This window comes from Kitasatospora sp. HPM-01-4 (assembly GCF_051374625.1).
Taxonomy (GTDB): Bacteria; Actinomycetota; Actinomycetes; order Streptomycetales; family Streptomycetaceae; genus Kitasatospora.
Genome location: NZ_JBPQGP010000005.1, coordinates 5,870,192 through 5,885,491 on the forward strand (window position 1 = coordinate 5,870,192; position 15,300 = coordinate 5,885,491).

At 70.8% G+C, this 15,300-nt stretch carries 13 protein-coding genes; 12 read left to right on the forward strand and 1 reads right to left on the reverse strand.

What is annotated here, in order from left to right; genetic code table 11:
* The first annotated feature begins 9 nt into the window (after positions 1–9).
* Complete coding sequence (locus ACSMTC_RS25460) at positions 10–516, forward strand: hypothetical protein (RefSeq protein ID WP_436562027.1); 507 nt, start codon at positions 10–12, stop codon at positions 514–516.
* Between the two features lie 40 nt (positions 517–556).
* Here ACSMTC_RS25460 and ACSMTC_RS25465 read toward each other — a convergent pair whose 3' ends face one another.
* Complete coding sequence (locus ACSMTC_RS25465; RefSeq protein WP_436562028.1) at positions 557–2,080, reverse strand: chitinase; 1,524 nt, start codon at positions 2,078–2,080, stop codon at positions 557–559.
* 326 nt (positions 2,081–2,406) lie between these two features.
* On the opposite strand from ACSMTC_RS25465, the gene folC reads away from it, so the two are divergent.
* The 11 genes from folC to ACSMTC_RS25520 all read left to right on the forward strand — a co-directional run bounded on the left by folC (position 2,407) and on the right by ACSMTC_RS25520 (position 15,158).
* A complete protein-coding gene (gene folC, locus ACSMTC_RS25470; protein ID WP_436562029.1) occupies positions 2,407–3,804 on the forward strand; it encodes a bifunctional tetrahydrofolate synthase/dihydrofolate synthase in 1,398 nt (465 codons plus the stop codon).
* A 2-nt stretch (positions 3,805–3,806) separates the two neighbouring features.
* A complete protein-coding gene (locus tag ACSMTC_RS25475) occupies positions 3,807–4,145 on the forward strand; it encodes a DUF4233 domain-containing protein (protein ID WP_436562030.1) in 339 nt (112 codons plus the stop codon).
* Between the two features lie 103 nt (positions 4,146–4,248).
* A complete protein-coding gene (ndk, locus tag ACSMTC_RS25480; protein ID WP_436562031.1) occupies positions 4,249–4,662 on the forward strand; it encodes a nucleoside-diphosphate kinase in 414 nt (137 codons plus the stop codon).
* A gap of 481 nt (positions 4,663–5,143) precedes the next feature.
* Entirely contained in the window at positions 5,144–6,169 is a 1,026-nt protein-coding gene (locus tag ACSMTC_RS25485; RefSeq protein WP_045306348.1) for a rod shape-determining protein, read from the forward strand.
* 93 nt (positions 6,170–6,262) lie between these two features.
* A complete protein-coding gene (gene mreC / locus ACSMTC_RS25490; RefSeq protein ID WP_436562032.1) occupies positions 6,263–7,294 on the forward strand; it encodes a rod shape-determining protein MreC in 1,032 nt (343 codons plus the stop codon).
* Between the two features lie 3 nt (positions 7,295–7,297).
* Complete coding sequence (gene mreD / locus ACSMTC_RS25495) at positions 7,298–7,936, forward strand: rod shape-determining protein MreD (RefSeq protein ID WP_436562033.1); 639 nt, start codon at positions 7,298–7,300, stop codon at positions 7,934–7,936.
* Positions 7,937–7,949: 13 nt separating this feature from the next.
* Positions 7,950–10,175 (forward strand): penicillin-binding protein 2, encoded by a 2,226-nt coding sequence (mrdA, locus tag ACSMTC_RS25500; protein WP_436562034.1) that lies wholly within the window; start codon positions 7,950–7,952, stop codon positions 10,173–10,175.
* Complete coding sequence (gene rodA, locus ACSMTC_RS25505; RefSeq protein ID WP_436562035.1) at positions 10,172–11,371, forward strand: rod shape-determining protein RodA; 1,200 nt, start codon at positions 10,172–10,174, stop codon at positions 11,369–11,371. The genes mrdA and rodA overlap by 4 nt, the downstream gene beginning before the upstream one ends.
* Before the next feature lie 91 nt (positions 11,372–11,462).
* Positions 11,463–13,391: a TIGR03960 family B12-binding radical SAM protein gene (locus tag ACSMTC_RS25510; RefSeq protein ID WP_436562036.1), complete on the forward strand. Its 1,929-nt coding sequence runs from the start codon at positions 11,463–11,465 to the stop codon at positions 13,389–13,391.
* Between the two features lie 205 nt (positions 13,392–13,596).
* On the forward strand, positions 13,597–14,241 hold the full coding sequence (locus ACSMTC_RS25515; RefSeq protein WP_436562037.1) for a hypothetical protein: 645 nt from the start codon (positions 13,597–13,599) through the stop codon (positions 14,239–14,241).
* 152 nt (positions 14,242–14,393) lie between these two features.
* Positions 14,394–15,158, forward strand: coding sequence for a TIGR03936 family radical SAM-associated protein (locus tag ACSMTC_RS25520; RefSeq protein ID WP_436562038.1), 765 nt, complete (start codon positions 14,394–14,396; stop codon positions 15,156–15,158).
* Positions 15,159–15,300 lie beyond the last annotated feature (142 nt).

Genomic DNA, 15,300 nt, shown 5'->3' on the forward strand with positions numbered 1-15,300 from the left:
GGGCACGGCGTGGCGGTGACCGAGGAGTTGGCCGAGGAGCTGTCCGCAGAGGAGGTCCAGGCGGCCAAGGCCCGTGCGGCGACCCTGCTGCTCGCGTTCCGGCACGGTAATCAGCTGGCCTTCGACCACGAACTCGACTGCCTGGTGGCGGACGGCGCCGAACGCGAGGTGACCGCCCTGCTGGTGTGGATCGCCGCCGAAGCGGTCCGCAAGGCGTACGCACCCCAGGTCGGCGACCGGGTGCTGCGGGCACTGGCCCGCCGCGCGCCGCTGGACACCGGGGCGGTCGCGGTGGACGAGGACACGGTGGACGCGGCCAGGCTGGTCGAGGCGGTCGGCGCGGGCGATGCCGCGGCGGTGCGGGCGCTGGTCGCGTCCACCGCCGACACCACCTACCTGCTGGGCGGGCTGCTGCAGGCGGTGGCGATGATGCTGCCGCTGCTGCCGCGGGAGGAGATCGAGCTGGTGGTGGCCGAACTGCGGGCCCGGCACGAGGACCGGGCCGACCGGGCCTGAGGCGCTCCACAGGCCCGGCGGTACCGACCGGCCGTGAGCGCTACGGCATGGCGTGCAGATGGCCGCCGACGGAGTCGGCGATCCCGCCGCCGTTGCCCGCATCCCAGTTGGTGGACCAGGTCATCGCGCCGCCGATCCCCGGCCAGGTCTGCCCCGGCTTGAAGGAACCGCAACCGGTGCCGGTGGCTAGGCAGTCCAGCGCGGCGTTGACGACGCCCGGGCTGACGTAGCCGCTGCCGGCCGCGCTGGTCGAGGCGGGGATCCCGAGCCCGACCTGACTCGGGGAGAGTCCGCCGCGCAGCTGGATGCAGGCGAGGGCGGTCAGGAAGTCCTCGGTGCCCTGGGAGTAGACGTTGCCGTCGCAGCCGTTCATCGAACCCGAGTTGTAGTACTGCGTGTTGACGATGGTGAGGATGTCCTTCACGTCCAGCGCCAGTTTGAAGTACTCCATGCCGGTGGACTGCATGTCGATGGTCTGCGGTGCCATGGTGAGGATGAACCCGCTGCCGACCTCGCTCGCCAGCGAGTGCAGCGCCTGGCTCAGATAGGTGGAGTTGACGCCGTTCTCCAGGTCGATGTCGACCCCGTCGAACCCGTAGCTCTGAATCAGGGCGTACGCGCTGCTCGCGAAGTTGGCGGCGGCGGTCGGATCGGCCACCGAGATGGTGCCGTTCTGGCCGCCGATGGAGAGCACCACCCGCTTGCCGGCCTGGTGCTTGGCGGCGATGTCCGCCTTGAACTGGGCGTCGGTGTAGCCGTTCAGCCTGCCCGCCAGCGCGCTGTCCAGGGTGAAGCCGATCGCCCCTGGTGTGCCGGTGGCGTCGGCGAAGGCGACCGCGATGATGTCGTACGCGGCCGGGACGTCGCTGAGCCGCTGGACGGCGGCGCCGTTGTAGAAGTCCTGCCAGTAGCCGGTGAGGATGTGCTTGGGCAGGCCGGTGCCGGGCGGGGTCGCGGTGGGCGACGGCGAGGGCGAGGGCGAGGGCGAGGGCGAGGGGGACGGCGACGGCGAGCCGCCGGTGGGGGGCGGGCTGCTGGGCGGTGGAGTGCCGGGGCCGATCAGCGAGACGTCGTCGGCGAGGTAGGGGCCCTGGCCGTACCAGCCGTGCAGGTAGACGGTGACCTCGGTGGTGGTGGCACCGGTGGTGAAGGTGGTGCTCAGCTGGTTCCAGGCGGTGCCGCTGGACCAGGTGCTGGGATCGGTGCCGCCGGTCCCGGTGGCACCGAGGTAGACGTACGGGCCCTCTACCCAGGCGCTCAGCGAGTAGGTCGAGGACGGGGTGACGGCGACGGTCTGGCTGCACTGGGCGTCGTCGCTCGCGCTCGGGGTCGCCTGGAGGGCCCAACTGCCCGAGTGCGCCTGACTGTCGGTCACCTGCCCGGAGCCGGCGGTGCAGCTCCAGCCGGTGAGGCCGTTCTCGAAGCCGCCGTTGGCGACCAGGTCGACGTCGGCGGCCCGGGCGCCCGGTGTGGCCAGCAGCAGGCCGACCAGCGCGAGAGCGGCCGCGACCAGTGCGGCCAACGCACTTGCGGTGGGGCGGATATGACGGGGTCGTGCGCGCATGCCATCTCCAGTGGGGGATGTAGATGGGTGCGGTGCAGGGTCAAGTCCATTTGATTGCAAGGAACTTGATTCACAAGGTGGAGTAGACCAATCCGCCTGTCAAGGGTCGCGGCGGGGGAGGGGGGCGCCGTGGCGCGTGGGGGCGGAAGAGGTGCGCGAGGGCGCGGGCGCGCTCCGGCGGGCGCCGGGTCGGCGGTCGGCACCCCGTCGCGCGCCGACCGGAGGGCGACGGTCCGCGCTTTTACCATTTCTTGGGAAAGCGCCGCTGTCCGCCCGGCAGCATGGCCTGCTCCGACACCCGGCCCGCCGCTCCGTAGACTGAGAGCGTGAGCGACAAGGCCGAGCAGAACCCGTACACCATCCGCCCCACCAGCAGCGACCCCGCCGACCCGGCGACCGGACTGCGCGAGGTGGAGGCCGAGCTGGCCAAGCGCTGGCCGGAGAACAAGCTGGAGCCATCGCTCGACCGGATCGAGGCGCTGATGGACATCCTCGGCCAGCCGCAGCGCTCCTACCCCTCGATCCACATCACCGGCACCAACGGCAAGACCTCCACCGCCCGGATGATCGAGCAGCTGCTCACCGGCTTCGACCTGCGCACCGGCCGCTACACCAGCCCGCATGTGGAGTCGGTCACCGAGCGGATCAGCCTCGACGGCCAGCCGATCACCGCCGAGAAGTTCGTCGAGACCTATCGCGACATCGAGCCCTACGTGCAGATGGTCGACGCCCGGCAGCCGGTGGCGATGTCCTTCTTCGAGGTGCTGACCGGTATGGCGTACGCGGCCTTCGCCGACGCGCCCGTGGACGTGGCCATCGTCGAGGTCGGCATGGGCGGCTCGTGGGACGCCACCAACGTGATCGACGCCGCGGTCTCGGTGATCACCCCGATCGGGCTCGACCACACCGACAAGCTGGGTGAGACCACCGGCGAGATCGCGGTCGAGAAGTCCGGGATCATCAAGCAGGGCGCCCTCGCCGTGGTCGCCCAGCAGCCGCTGGACGCCGCCGAGGTCATCCTCAGGCGCGCCGTCGAGGTGGACGCCACGGTGGCGCGCGAGGGCATGGAGTTCGGTGTGATCCGCCGTGAGGTCGCGGTCGGCGGGCAGATGGTGACGCTGCGCGGGCTCGGCGGTTACGAGTACGAGGAGATCTTCCTCCCGCTGCACGGCGCCTACCAGGCGCACAACGCGGCCCTGGCGCTGGCGGCCGTCGAGGCGTTCTTCGGCGTCGGCGGTGCGGGCGGCGGCAACCTGAACCCCGACAAGGTGCGTGCCGCGTTCTCCGGGGTCAGCTCGCCGGGCCGCCTGGAGGTCGTCCGCCGCAGCCCCACCGTGGTCCTGGACGCCGCGCACAACCCGCACGGCGCCGAGGCGACCGTCGCGGCGATCGGCGAGTCCTTCGGCTTCACCAAGCTGGTCGGTGTGATCGCCACCAGCGGCGACAAGGACGTCTCCGGCCTGCTGGAGGTCTTCGAGCCGATCCTGGCCGAGGTGGTCATCACCCAGAACTCCACCCACCGCGCGATGCCGGTGGACGAGCTGGCCGCGCTGGCCGTGGAGATCTTCGGTGAGGACCGGGTCCAGGTCGAGCCCCGCCTCGACGACGCCATCGAGGCGGCCGTCACCCTGGCCGAGGAGGAGGACCTCGGCGGGGCCGGAGTCCTGATCACCGGTTCGGTCATCACGGTGGGCGAGGCCCGCCTGCTGCTCGGGAGGAAGTAGTCATGCGGACCCTGTGCTCCTCGACGCTGATCGGCGAGGCGCTGCTGCTGCTCTTCGCCGCGCTGGTGGCGATGCAGCTCAGCCACGTCTCCACCGTCACCATCTGGACGGTCAGCGGCATCGCGATGCTGCTGTGCGTCCTGCTCTGCGGCGCGGTCACCCGCCCCGGTGCGGTGGCCGTCGGCTGGGCGCTCCAGATCGGCCTGATCGCCAGCGGCTTCGTCCTGCCGACCATGTTCGGCCTGGGCGCCGTCTTCGCCGGCCTGTGGTGGTGCTCGGTCCACTACGGCCGCAAGATCGACCAGATCAAGGCCGCCCGCGAGGCCGCGGCAGCCGCCTGACCTGCCGGAAGCAGCCCGGCCGGACGGTCGGGCTGCTCACCCAAGGTAATCTTCGGGTAAGGCCGTATACACCACGCCCAGACGATTCCCCAGGAGCCGCACCGTGTCCCAGCGCACTCTCGTCCTGCTGAAGCCCGACGCCGTCAAGCGCGGCCTGGCCGGCGAGATCATCAGCCGCATCGAGCGCAAGGCGGGCTGGCAGCTCGCCGCCGTCGAGCTGCGCACCTTCGACCGGGCGACGCTGGAGCTGCACTACGAGGAGCACGTCGGCCGCCCGTTCTACGAGCCGCTGCTGGAGTTCATGACCTCGGGTCCGTCGATCGCCATGATCGTCGAGGGTGAGAACGTCGTCCCGGGCATCCGCGCGCTGGCCGGTGCGACCGACCCGCTGCAGGCCGGTCCCGGCACCATCCGCGGTGACTTCGCGACCATCACCCGCGAGAACCTGATCCACGCCTCCGACTCCCCGGAGTCCGCCGAGCGTGAGATCAAGATCTTCTTCCCCGCGCACGCCTGATCGAGGCCCAGGGAGGACCCCCTGGTCGGGCCGGGCGCCGCTAGTCGTCCGCCGCCTTCCGGCGCTCCCGTCCACGGCGCCGGTCGGCGGCCGGTCCGAGGGCGACGGCCCTCGCTCCGGCATCCCCTCCCGCGCCGGTCACAGGCCGCCCGTCCCGTTCGACGCGGCGCGTTCACCGGCCCGGGACGGGGCCTGGCCCGACCAGGTGAATCTCAACTTTTCATCGTCAAATAACGGAACTCCCGAGCTCGACACGGCGTCCCAATCCAGGAAGAAGCCATCGAGTCCCCGGAGAATGGGCGGCGAACCTTACTCGCCGCTCGTGCTGACCGGCGTGGCTACGATGGACACAACTCATGGGCCCCGGTACGGCTGCTCAGCTGAAGCCCGCTCCCTTGCCATGGCGAGCGTCACCGCCGGCCCGCCCCCCGCCATCTGACTCCGAGTTCGGGAAGGCACTCCACACCCCATGGCCAACAATCTGTCGTTCATCGGCCGTGACATGGCGATCGACCTTGGTACTGCCAACACGCTGGTGTACGTCAGGGGCAAGGGGATCGTCCTCAACGAACCTTCCGTCGTGGCGGTCAACACCAACACCGGCGGGATCCTGGCGGTCGGCTCCGAGGCGAAGAAGATGATCGGCCGCACCCCCGGCAACATCGTCGCCATCCGTCCGCTCAAGGACGGTGTGATCGCCGACTTCGAGATCACCGAGCGGATGCTCCGCTACTTCATCCTGAAGATCCACCGCCGCCGTTACCTGGCCCGCCCCCGGGTCGTGGTCTGCGTGCCCTCCGGTATCACCGGGGTCGAGCGCCGCGCCGTGATCGAGGCCAGCTCCCAGGCCGGTGCGCGCCAGGTGCACATCATCGAGGAGCCGATGGCGGCGGCGATCGGTGCGGGCCTGCCGGTCCACGAGCCCACCGGCAACATGGTGGTGGACATCGGCGGCGGCACCACCGAGGTCGCGGTGATCTCGCTCGGCGGGATCGTCACCGCCCAGTCCATCCGGGTGGCCGGTGACGAGCTGGACAACGCGATCGTCCAGCACATCAAGAAGGAGTACAGCCTGCTGCTCGGTGAGCGCAGCGCCGAGCAGATCAAGATGAGCATCGGCTCCGCCTTCGCGCTGGAGGGCGAGAAGGACGAGCACGCCGAGATCCGCGGCCGTGACCTGGTCAGCGGCCTGCCGAAGACCGTGGTGATCTCCGCCGCCGAGGTCCGCGAGGCCATCGACGAGCCGGTGAACTCCATCATCGACGCCGTCAAGACCACCCTCGACCAGTGCCCGCCCGAACTGGCCGGTGACGTGATGGACCGCGGGATCGTTCTCACCGGCGGCGGCGCTCTGCTGCGCGGCCTGGACGAGCGGCTGCGCCGCGAGACCGGCATGCCGATCCACATCGCGGAGAACCCGCTGGACTCGGTCGCGCTGGGCTCCGGCAAGTGCGTCGAGGAGTTCGAGGCGCTCCAGCAGGTGCTCGACGCCCAGCCGCGCCGCTAAACGCAATTCTGACAGTCTTTCAACTCAACGGTCCTCGCCCCGCGCCCGACGGCGTGGGGCGAGGTCAGGATCTGAAGGGGCAGCTCCACCACCGTGAGGGACACCCGAGAGAGCCGGCTACTGCTCGTCGTGCTGGTCGCCGTCGCCTTCGCGCTGATCACCGTGGACATCAGGGGCGGTGAGAGCTCCCCCCTGGGCGGTGCCCGGCGCGCCGCCGCCGGCATCCTCGGGCCGGTCGAGCGGGCCGCCGCCGGTGCCGTCGACCCGGTCGCGGGCACCGTACGGGCGATCCGCGACGCCGGCACCCACCAGCAGCGCCTCGACCAGATCACCCGCGAGAACATCGACCTGCGCCAGCGCCTGGCCTCCTCCGACACCGCCACGGGACGCACCAAGCAGCTCGACGACATGCTCCGCACCGCCGGGGCCGGCGGCTACACCATCAAGGCCGCCCAGGTGGTCGCGATCGGTGCCGCCCAGGGCTTCTCCTGGACCATCACCATCGACGCGGGCAGCAACGACGGTCTCGCCCGCGACATGACGGTGATCAACGGCCAGGGCCTGGTCGGCCGGGTCACCACCGTCGGCCCGACCACCGCCACCGTGCTGCTCGCCTCCGATCCCGGCTTCACCGCCGGTACCCGGCTGGAGGGCAGCAACGAGATCGGCTTCGCCAACGGCCAGGGCACCGGACCGATGCGGATCTCGCTGCTGAACGGCCGCGCCCAGGTGAAGACCGGCGACCGGGTGGTCACCTTCGGCTCGCAGAGCGGCCGCCCGTTCGTGCCCGGTGTGCCGGTCGGCCAGGTCGTCGAGGTCGAGGCGACGCCCGGTCAGCTCACCAAGACCATCCTGGTCCAGCCGTACGTCCAGTTCACCCGGCTCGACCTGGTCGGCGTCGTGGTGGTCCCGCCGCGCACCGATCCGCGCGACGCGGTGCTGCCGCCGTCCCCGGCCCCGTCCCCGTCCGCGGCCCCCAGCAGCCAGGCCTTCGTCCCCGTCACCCCCGACGCTCCCGGAGCCCCGGTGGCGCCCGCCGCGTCCGCCTCGTCCGCCGCGACCGGTACCGCCGGTGCGAGCCCCGGCCCCGCCCGGGCGAACCCCAGTCCCTCAGGGGGGAACTGACCCATGCGTCCTGGCCGCATCCCGCTTGCCGCCGTCCTGCTGGTACTCGGCCTGGTGATCCAGGTCAGCGTCCTCGGCCGGCTCCAACTCCCGGGCGCCACCCCCGATCTGCTGCTGCTCATGGTGGTCGGCCTGGCCCTGGTGTACGGGCCCGCGGGCGGCTGCCTGGTGGGCTTCGCCGCCGGGCTGCTCGCCGACGTCGCGCCGCCCTCCGACCACGCCATGGGCCGCTACGCCCTGGTGCTCTGCCTGATGGGCTACGCCGCCGGCCTGCTCCGCCCCGAGGGCGGCCGCCAGCGTTCGGCGGTCAGCGCGCTGTTCGTGGTGGCCGGCGCCGCCGTGCTCTCCACCCTGCTGTACGCGGTGGTCGGCGCCCTGGTCGGCGACACCGCCGCCCGCCATGTCGGCCTCACCGGCCTGGTGTTCAGCGCCCTGCTGTACGACCTGCTGCTGGCCCCCTTCGTGGTGCCGGTCGTGATGCTGCTGGCCCGCCGCTTCGACGGCGAGCGCCCCGCGGTGGAGTCCGAGGACGGCAACCGCTCCGGCCTGGGCAGCCTGTCCCGCTACAAGACCACCCGGGAGGCCTCGGGGCTGCCGACGTACAAGAAGAAGCGCCTGCCCGGCCTCGCCAAGCGCCCGTGAGGAGCGACCGCACGTGAGCAACATTCCGGAGACCGGCCGCACCCAGCGGGTGACGATCCGTCTGGTCGTCCTGCAGATCCTGGTGTTTTCCCTGCTCGCCACCCTCGGCGGCCGCCTGTGGTACCTGCAGGTCCGCAACGGCAGCGAGTACGCGGCCAAGGCCCAGGGCAACCACATCCGCGAAGTGGTCGAACCCGCCGTGCGCGGGGAGATCCTGGACGCCTCCGGGCGGATCCTCGCGGGGAACGAGACCAAGCTGGTCGTCTCGGTCAGCCGTACCGCGCTGCTCCAGCAGAAGGACCGCGGCAGGGCCGCCCTGGCCAGGCTCGCCGAGGTGCTCGGCATGCCGGTCAAGGACGTCGAGAACAAGGTCAGGCTCTGCGACGCCAAGACGCCTCAGCCCTGCTGGAACGGTTCGCCGTACCAGCCGATCCCGGTGACCCAGCAGGCCACCACGCAGCAGGCGATGCAGATAATGGAGCGCCGCGAGGACTTCCCCGGCATCACCGCCCAGTCCACCGCGCTGCGCCGCTACACCGGCGTCGAGGGCGCCAACGCCGCCCAGGTCCTGGGCTACCTCTCCCCGGTGACCGACGAGGAGGTCGCCAAGAGCTCCGGCAAGTCCGGACGGGACCGCCGGCTGCCCTCCGACCAGGTCGGCCGGGCCGGGCTCGAATCGGTCTACGACGACGACCTGCGCGGCAGCGCCGGGGTGGACAGGCTGGAGGTCGACAACCTCGGCCGGGTGATCGGCAGCGCCGGTCGCACCCCGGCCCAGCCCGGCAACAACCTGGTCACCAGCATCGACGCCAGGGTCCAGAAGGTGGTCGAGGACAACCTCGCACAGGCCATGGCCGACGCCCGCAAGACCTATGACAAGGAGACCCAGCGGAACTTCGAGGCGGACTCCGGTGCCGCCCTCGTGATGGACGTGCACACCGGCCGGATCATAGCGATGGCCAGCGCGCCGACCTTCGACCCCAACCTGTGGGTCGGCGGCATCTCGGCCAAGGACTACCAGAACCTGACCGGCAAGGACTCCAACTACCCGCTGCTCAACCGGGCCATCCAGGGCCAGTCCGCCCCGGGCTCCACCTTCAAGGTCATCTCCACCACCGCGGCCGTCCAGGCCGGCTACTCGCTCGACGGCCACTACGCGTGCCCGAAGAGCCTGACCATCGGCGGCCGCGAGTTCAAGAACTTCGAGAGCGAGAGCTTCGGTGACATCTCGCTGGAGCGCGCCCTGGAGGTCTCCTGCGACACCGTCTTCTACGGCCTGGCCTACGACCAGTGGATGAAGGACGGCGGCATCAAGCCCAAGAAGGACCCGGCCGACTGGTTCTTCAAGACGGCCCACCAGTTCGGCCTCGGCGCCAAGACCGGCATCGACCTGCCCGGCGAGGTGCCCGGACGGGTGCCGGACCGGCAGTGGAAGCAGTCCTTCTACGACGCCAACAAGGACGCCTGGTGCGCCCAGGCGGCCAAGGGCGGCCACGACTACACCGACGAGATCGCCCGTGAGAACTGCGTCGACGGCAACGTGATGCGCGCGGGTGACTCGGTCAACTTCGCCATCGGCCAGGGCGACACCCTGGTCACCCCGGTGCAGATGGCCCGGATCTACTCCGCCCTCGCCAACGGCGGCACGCTCTACCGGCCCACCGTCGGCAAGGCCGTGGTCAGCCCGGACGGCAAGACGGTGCGCGAGATCGCCCCGCACGTCGACGGCAAGCTGCCCGACGACGGCAAGCTGCTCAGCTACATCGACCAGGCCACCGCGGGCGTCATCACCAGCGGTACCGCGGCCTGGAAGTTCGTCGGCTCGGGCTGGCCGCAGGACAAGATCGAGCTGCACGCCAAGACCGGTACCGCTGAGGTCGCCGGCAAGCAGACCACCTCCTGGCTGACCACGTACAGCAAGGACTACGCGGTCGTGATGACGGTGAGCCAGGGCGGTACCGGCTCCGGTGGTTCCGGTGACGCGGTACGGCGGATCTACCAGGCGCTGTACGGCGTGGACGACAAGGGCGCCATCGACAACTCCAAGGCCCTGCTGCCCACGCCGCAGGCCGAGCTGCCGAAGTTCAACCCGGACGGCACCGCGATCATCCAGCAGGCCGCGTACCAGGCCGGCTCCACCTTCCTGGACCCGGCCCCGCCGGCCGGCGCCCAGGCTCCGGCCACCGTGGCGCTGGCCGCGCTCGAACCCACCCGCTTCACCGGAAGGGGCCGGGCATGAGCTCGTACGGTTCGTACCGCACGGTCCGGCTGACGCCGCAGCGCCGCTCGCTGGCCCGGGTGCTGGCCAAGGACTCCCCGCTGCGCAGGCTCGACTGGATACTGGTCCTGGCCGCGCTCACGCTCTCGCTGGGCAGTTCGCTGCTGGTCTGGTCGGCCACCCGTGGCCGGGACTCGCTCACCCACGGCGACCCGCAGTACTTCCTCTACCGGCATCTGACCAACCTGCTGATCGGCCTGGTGCTGTGCGGCGTGGTGATCACGATAGGGAACCGGAGGATCCGCACCGCGGTCCCGGTCGTCGGCGCCGTGGTGCTGCTGATGCTGCTGGCGGTGCTCAGCCCGCTCGGCTCGACCATCAACGGCGCGCACTCCTGGATCCAGTTCGGCGGCGGTTTCTCCATCCAGCCCGCCGAGTTCGCCAAGCTGGGCATCCTGCTCAGCATGGCGCTGGTGCTCTCCGCCCGGGTGGACGCGGGCGAGCGGGAGAGCCCCTCCAGCCGCAGCGTCATGCAGGCGCTGGGACTGGCGGGGATCCCGATAGCGCTGGTGCTGCTGATGCCCGACGTCGGCTCGGTCATGGTGATGTGCGTGATCATCCTGGGCGTCCTGCTGGCCTCCGGAGCGGCCAACCGGTGGGTCTTCGGCCTGCTGGTCGCCGGTACGGCGGGATCGGTGGCGGTCTGGCAGCTCGGGATCCTCAGCAAGTACCAGATCGACCGCTTCGCCGCCTTCGCCAACCCCGCCCTCGACCCGTCCGGCGTCGGCTACAACACCGCCCAGGCCAGGATCGCCATCGGCTCCGGCGGGCTGACCGGTACCGGCCTGTTCCACGGCACCCAGACCATAGGGCAGTTCGTCCCCGAGCAGCAGACCGACTTCGTCTTCTCGGTCGCGGGCGAGGAGCTCGGCTTCGTCGGCGGCATCGCGCTGATCGGACTGCTCGGCGTGGTGCTCTGGCGGGCCTGCAGGATCGCCCGGCAGGCCACCGACCTCTTCGACACGGTGGTCTGCGCCGGCGTGATCAGCTGGTTGGCCTTCCAGGCCTTCGAGAACATCGGGATGAACCTCGGCATCATGCCGGTCGCGGGTATCCCGCTGCCCTTCGTCTCCTACGGCGGATCCTCGATGTTCGCGGTCTGGATCGGCGTCGGACTGCTCCAGTCCGTCCGCACCCAGCGCCCGATAGGGATCTGAGGCGCCTCCCCGAACCGGCTGGGCCAGACGGCCCCAGCCGGTTCGGCTACTCTTGATGGTCAGCTTGTTTTCTCGGTAAAGGTCCTAGTGCATGACTGTCGAGTCGGTCTTCCCACAGTTGGAAGCCCTCCTCCCGCACGTCCAGAAGCCGATCCAGTACGTCGGTGGCGAGCTCAACTCGACCGTCAAGGACTGGGACGCCTGTGACGTCCGCTGGGCACTGATGTACCCCGACGCCTACGAGGTCGGGCTGCCCAACCAGGGCGTCATGATCCTTTACGAGGTGCTCAACGAGCGCGAGGGCGTGCTGGCCGAGCGCACCTACAGCGTGTGGCCGGACCTCGAAGCGCTGATGCGCGAGCACGGCGTCCCGCAGTTCACCGTGGACGCCCACCGCCCGGTGCGCGCCTTCGACGTCTTCGGCCTGTCCTTCTCCACCGAGCTCGGCTACACCAACATGCTGGCCGCCCTCGACCTCGCGGGCATCCCGATGGAGGCCAAGGACCGGACCGTCGACGACCCGATCGTCCTCGCGGGCGGCCACGCGGCCTTCAACCCCGAGCCGATCGCGGACTTCATCGACTGCGCGGTGATCGGCGACGGCGAGCAGGCCGTGCTCGACATCACCGAGATCATCCGGGCCTGGAAGGCCGAGGGGCGGCCGGGCGGCCGGGACGAGCTGCTGCTGCGCCTGGCCAAGACCGGCGGGGTGTACGTCCCGCGCTTCTACGACGTGGAGTACCTGGCCGACGGCCGGATCGGCCGTGTCGTACCGAACGCCCCCGGCGTTCCGTGGCGGGTCTCCAAGCACACCGTCATGGACCTGGACGAGTGGCCCTACCCCAAGCAGCCGCTGGTGCCGCTCGCCGAGACGGTGCACGAGCGGATGTCCGTCGAGATCTTCCGAGGCTGCACCCGAGGGTGCCGCTTCTGCCAGGCCGGCATGATCACGCGCCCCGTGCGGGAGCGAAGCATCACCGGCATCGGCGAGATGGTCGAGCGCGGGCTGAAGGCCACCGGCTTCGAGGAGGTGGGTCTGCTCTCGCTGTCCTCGGCCGACCACACCGAGATCGGTGACATCGCCAAGGGCCTGGCCGACCGCTACACCGAGGACAAGGTCGGTCTCTCCCTCCCCTCCACCCGGGTCGACGCCTTCAACATCGACCTCGCCAACGAGCTGACCCGCAACGGGCGCCGCTCCGGCCTCACCTTCGCCCCCGAGGGTGGTTCCGAGCGCATCCGCAAGGTGATCAACAAGATGGTGTCGGAGGAGGACCTGATCCGCACCGTCGCCACCGCGTACGGCAACGGCTGGCGCCAGGTGAAGCTGTACTTCATGTGCGGCCTGCCCACCGAGACCGACGAGGACGTGCTCCAGATCGGCACGATGGCGAAGAACGTCATCCAGAAGGGCCGCGAGGTCACGGGCCAGAACGACATCCGCTGCACGGTGTCGATCGGCGGCTTCGTCCCCAAGCCGCACACCCCGTTCCAGTGGGCCCCGCAGCTGAGCGCCGAGGCCACCGACGCCCGCCTGGCCAAGCTGCGCGACTCCATCCGCGGCGACCGCAAGTACGGCAAGAACATCGGCTTCCGCTACCACGACGGCAAGCCCGGCATCATCGAGGGCCTGCTCTCCCGTGGTGACCGCCGCGTCGGCGCGGTGATCCGCGCGGTGTACGACGACGGCGGCCGCTTCGACGGCTGGCGTGAGCACTTCTCCTACGACCGCTGGATCACCAGCGCCGAGAAGGCCCTGGCCGACACCGGCGTGGACGTCGACTGGTACACCACCCGCGAGCGCAGCTACGAGGAGGTGCTGCCCTGGGACCACCTGGACAGCGGCCTCGACAAGGACTGGCTGTGGGAGGACTGGCAGGACGCCCTGGAGGAGGTCGAGGTCGAGGACTGCCGCTGGACCCCGTGCTTCGACTGCGGTGTCTGCCCCCAGATGGACACGTCCATCCAGATCGGTCCCACGGGCAAGAAGCTGCTGCCGCTGAGCGTGGTCAACAAGTAGCCGGGCCTCTCAGATCCCCGACCGGACGCCTCCGGTCGGGGATCTGTCGCGCTCGGTCCGCTCCGCCACGACCATGGGCCACGGGCCGGCGGTGCCGCGGCACCGGGACCGCGCCGTCCGGCCCGTCGCAGGGCACCGCGGACCGAGGAGCCGCCGGCCGGACCGGGGGCGATCGACCGACGGATGGGATACGGGGGGACAGAAGATGACCGAGCAGCAGCCCGCGGGGTGCCTGACCGGGGTCGTGCGGGCGTTCGCGCTGGTGGTCGTGGTACCGCTGCGGTTCGTCTGGGAGATCCTCCGCGCCGTGGGGCGGTTCACCAAGGCCGTGCTGTACGCGCTGTTCGTGTGGCCGTTCGAGATGCTGGGGCGGTACGTGCTGGCCCCGCTCGGGCGGTGGCTGATCGTGGTGCCCGCGACCTGGCTGTGGCGGCACCTGTTCGCGCCCGTCGGGCGGTGGCTGGGGGAGTGGGTGCTGGCCCCGCTGCTGCGCGGGTTCGCCTGGCTGGCGGAGTACCTGGTCGTGGTGCCGCTGAAGGCGCTGTGGCGGTACGTGCTGACACCGGTCGGCCGGGCGGTGGCCTGGCTGCTGGGGTACGTCGGGATGGCGGTGGCCTGGCTGGCGCGGTACCTGGTGGCGGTCCCGGTGGCATGGGTGTGGCGGGTGCTGCTGTTCCCGGTGCTGCGCGAGCTCGGAAGGGCGGTGCTCCGGGCCTGGGAGCTGGCCGGGAGGGTGTGGCGGTTCCTGGTGGTGCGGCCGTGCCGCTGGGTGCGGCACGAGGTGTGGTGGCCGGTGAAGGAGGAGGTCCGGCGGGTCCTGCGTGAGGTCCGGCGGACCCTGCTGGGGTGATCCGGTCCGAGCGGGGGAGAACCGGCGTGTCGCGGGCGCGTACCCTTGTCCTGACAGAGTCCGGCCGGATGACCGCCGGATCGGGAAAACTGACTAAGGACTGAGCGACCCTGGCACGCCGCACGCCCGACGGTCCGCCGCCCGCGCCGACGGTGCAGCGCATCCGTCTCCGTTACACCAAGCGCGGCCGTCTGCGCTTCACCAGCCACCGAGACTTCCAACGGGCGTTCGAGCGGGCACTGCGCCGTTCGGCGGTTCCGATGGCGTACTCGGCGGGCTTCACTCCGCACCCGAAGGTCTCGTACGCGAACGCCGCTCCGACCGGGGTGGCCAGCGAGGCCGAGTACCTGGAGATCGGCCTGGCCGAGAGCCGCGACCCGGAGGCGCTGCGCGCGCAGCTGGACGAGTCGCTGCCGACCGGTCTGGACATCATCGACGCCGTCGAGGTCCGTACGCCGAACTTCGTGGAGCGTCTCGAGGCCTCCGAGTGGCAGGTCAGGCTGGCCGGGGTGAGTGCTGAGGAGGCGATGCGCGCGGCCGCGGCCTTCCTGGCAGCCGAGCAGGTGGAGGTCCAGCGGCTCACCAAGAACGGGGTCCGGATCTTCGACGCCCGCGGCGCGGTCGCCGCGATGGAGGTCCTCCCGCCGCAGGTCGACGACGGTAACGACACTGCCACGGAGCGCACCGCCGATGTTCGTACGGGCGGTCCCTGTGCGATACTGCGGCTGGTAGTACGACACGCCACACCCGCCGTACGACCCGACGACGTTTTGTCCGGTCTCCGTGCGACGGCCGACCTGGCGCCGCCGGTCCCCGCTGAGGTGACCAGGCTGGCGCAGGGGCCGCTCGACGAGGAGACCGGCACGGTGACCGACCCGCTGGCGCTCGACCGCGCGGCGGCCCCGGCCGGCCTCTAGCGGCTGCCGGGCCGCGCGTAACCGCCGACCGCCGAGCGGGAGGGGAACGGGCCCGAAAGGGCCGTGCTTCCCCTGGCCCCCGCGGCTCCCCAGGGGAGCGAGCGCCGTCGCACGCAGGCCAGCTCCTTGCGCCTGCCGGCCC